This is a genomic window from Acidithiobacillus sp., from assembly GCF_023255755.1.
Classification (GTDB): domain Bacteria; phylum Pseudomonadota; class Gammaproteobacteria; order Acidithiobacillales; family Acidithiobacillaceae; genus Acidithiobacillus.
The window spans coordinates 1-3,340 of the sequence record NZ_JAGDVS010000193.1 but is presented as its reverse complement, the minus strand read 5'-3'; the positions used below and the strand labels follow the sequence as shown (position 1 = coordinate 3,340).

The window sequence follows — 3,340 nt, the reverse complement described above, 5'->3', positions numbered from 1 at the left end:
GCGCTTACTATTTGCGCATTCATGCCCATAATCGTGCTGGTGTTTTAGCCCAGGTGGCGACCATGCTGGCGGAACACCAGATTTCCATTGAGGCTTTGCTGCAAAAAGAATCGCCGGAAGCCGATACGGTTCCTATCGTTCTGTTGCTGCACCGTTGCCGTGAAGGCGATCTGGAGCAGGCTATCCGCCGGATTGAAGCCCTTCCGGTAGTGGCTCGTCCCGTTTTACGGCTGCGTGTCGAAAGTCTGGCCGAACAGTGAATCCGCTTTCCGAATCCATTTTTTATTGCTTCAGGAATTAGTCATGACGCGTTACACCGGTATTATTGATCGTTACCGTGATTTTTTGCCTCTGGCCCCGGATACCCAGGCAGTCAGCCTCGGTGAGGGGAATACACCGCTCATCGAATGTCTGAATCTTCCGCGCCAATTGGGGGTGGATATCCGCTTGTTTCTCAAATTCGAAGGGCTGAATCCCACCGGTTCTTTCAAGGATCGGGGCATGACCATGGCGGTGACCAAGGCCAAGGAAGATGGCAGTGAGATGGTCATCTGCGCTTCTACGGGAAATACTTCTGCGGCTGCAGCGGCCTATGCTGCGCGGGCCGGAATGCAGGCTTTTGTGGTGATCCCGGAAGGGAAAATTGCTTTGGGCAAGTTATCTCAGGCCATGATGCACGGCGCGTTGGTCTTGCAAATTCGCGGCAATTTTGACGAAGGCATGCAGATTGTGCAGGAAGTGGCTGCCAATGCGCCCATTACCCTGGTCAATTCCGTGAACCCCTACCGTCTGCAGGGACAGAAAACCGCTGCCTTTGAAATTATCGAGGCCTTGGGCGAGGCGCCTGATTATCACGTATTGCCAGTAGGTAATGCGGGTAATATTACCGCGCACTGGATGGGTTATTGCGAAGCCACCGATGGCCGTGCTGATGTCTCTCAGGTGTTGACCACGGCCTGCAAATTCTGCAACGGGGTGTGTCGCTATGGTCATGGCAAACCCGGAAAACGTCCGAAGATGCTCGGTTTTCAGGCAGAGGGCAGCGCGCCGTTTATGGCCGGTGAGTTTGTGAAAAATCCGGAAACCATTGCGACGGCCATTCGTATCGGGCATCCCATGTCCTGGGATCAGGCGCATCGGGTGCAGGAAGAAAGTGGTGGCTGGTTTGGCAGCCACAGCGATGCTCAAATCCTCGAAGCCCAGCGCTGGTTAGCCAAATTTGAAGGCGTGTTTTGTGAGCCTGCCTCCGCCACTTCGGTGGCGGGCGTTGTTGCTGCTGCCCGCGCCGGAAAAATCGAGGCGGGGGCTACGGTGGTTTGTACGCTTACCGGACATGGTCTCAAGGATCCCGACACGGCCATTTCCCAGGGCGGCGAGGTGGTGACCGTCAATGCCACTCTGGATGCGGTACAGCGCGCCATACTGGATCGCTGATGGCCGATGTCTGCCTCTGGCTGTCGGGGTTGCACGGCATGCCGGAGGAGGACCTGGGCGCAGTATTACCGCGCTACTGGGGGCGTGGGCAGCGCACCCGATTGGTAGCGGAATCTTCTCTGGAAGTGGCCGGTCGTTTGCTGGGATTTGCCGGAGCACTCCCGGCGGCGGCGCTCCTGGCAGAAGCCGAAGGGATAAATACCGCCGGACATTGGGTCATTGCTCTGGAGCCGGTAGCTTTTCGCGGTCAGGCAGGGCGGGCGGTATTGCAGCCGTTGCCGGGTCTGGAAGAAAGTGATGCGGTGGCGTTGTTTGACGCTGCGGTCGAATTTTTGGCAGAAACACCCTGGATTTTAAAGCGTGGAGCGCGGCGCTGGTATGTGCTGAGCAGTACAAGTCCCGATCTGCACTGTCCTGATCCGGAACAGGTGTGGGGCCGTGAGCCTCTGGCTTTGCAGGTCACCGGGGCGGATGCCCGGCGCTGGAATGCCTTTCTCAATGAATTGCAGATGTTTCTGGCGGCCCATCCCGTCAATCAGGATATCCATGCAGTGGGAATGGAATCCTGGTGTTTGTTCTGGGCCTGGGGGGAGGGTTGCTTGCCGGAACAGCGTCCGCTGACCAAGTGGCAAAGTTTGGCGGCGGAGGCCGATTATCTGCAGGCCGCTGCTGCCTGGCTTGGGTTACCGCTCGCTTATCCCAAAGCACTGCAGGCAGCCGGTAATCTTCCCGATAATCTGCTCTGGGTCTGGTCCGGAGCCTGGTTGTATCCCGATGCCGCAAAATCATTCGCGGCGCTGCATCCTGCCCTGCAAAACTTCTGGCGCCGGGGTGGAACTCTGCAATGTTTGACCGGCGTGCTCGCCCATGGTGGGGTGGAGCGACTGACCCTGCGCAGTGCTGATCGCTGGCGCTTCTGGCGCAGGCTAGCCCGACCGGGTCATGCGCTTCCGGGAGTCTGGTGAATGGCTGTGAAAATACCCGAGGCGGGCGTGGTCAAAGGAGCGCGATAAGTTGCACGGAGTCAATCAGAACAAGAGTAGCGCGTGATGCCAGAACCCATAAAAATCATCGACAGGCCATTGTCACAAGATGTTTTTAATGCGGCAGTAGCGGCTGGTTATACGCCACTCCAATCGCGTATCATCGCCGGTCGATTGGGTGATGAGGATGCGGGAAGGGTGGGATTGCTTGTGCGCCCGCCGCTGAGTGCGCTCGATCCACCAGACCGTTTACCCGACATCAACGTCGCCGCTGAGGCTGTAGCAAGGGCTGTGAAACAAGGGTTGCCGTTGATTCTGCTGTCGGACTTCGACTGTGATGGAGCGTCCGGGCACGCGGTGCTGAAGTTTTCGTTGCGTGACTACTTCGGTGTGCCCGAACACCGGATACACAGCTACATCGGCCATCGCCTGCGGGAAGGGTATGGCGTATCGGAAAGCGTCACCCAGCGGATTCTGGACTCGGCACCGCGTCCTGCACTTGTCATTACTGCGGACCAGGGCAGTTCGGACCATGATCGCATCGAGAAGCTCCGCGATCATGGTCTGACGACAATAGTGACGGACCACCATGGGGTTCCAGAGCAAGGCCCGCCGCACGCCGCCATCGCCTGTGTCAATCCCGTCCGCACGGATTCAGGCTTTGCCGATCCCTACATCGCGGGCGTGCATGTGGCCTGGCTACTCTGCTGCGCGGTACGGCAAAAGCTCATCGACTGGGGGCACCTTCCGGCCAATGCGCCCCGTCTGGGCGGTCTCCTCGACCTGGTTGCGCTGGGAACCATGGCGGATTGTGTTGATCTGGCCCGCTCGGCGAATAATCGTGCGGTTCTGACACGCGGCCTCGCATTGATGAACGTACCGGAGGCGCGACCTGTGTGGCGTGCCCTGTACAAGGTCTCTCG

The 3,340-nt window shown here is 58.5% G+C and carries 4 protein-coding genes; all 4 read left to right on the top strand.

The features are described 5' to 3' along the window. Positions 1 to 260, top strand: a 260-nt coding sequence (locus tag Q0C48_RS13830; protein WP_291525331.1) for an ACT domain-containing protein, incomplete at its 5' end; no start/stop codon positions are given. 43 nt (positions 261 to 303) lie between these two features. Continuing rightward, positions 304 to 1,434, top strand: coding sequence for a threonine synthase (gene thrC / locus Q0C48_RS13825; protein ID WP_031571334.1), 1,131 nt, complete (start codon positions 304 to 306; stop codon positions 1,432 to 1,434). Further along, positions 1,434 to 2,399, top strand: coding sequence for a hypothetical protein (locus Q0C48_RS13820; protein ID WP_291525327.1), 966 nt, complete (start codon positions 1,434 to 1,436; stop codon positions 2,397 to 2,399). The genes thrC and Q0C48_RS13820 overlap by 1 nt, the downstream gene beginning before the upstream one ends. Before the next feature lie 84 nt (positions 2,400 to 2,483). Continuing rightward, positions 2,484 to 3,340 (top strand): DHH family phosphoesterase (locus tag Q0C48_RS13815; RefSeq protein WP_291525325.1); only part of this gene is annotated, 857 nt, incomplete at its 3' end.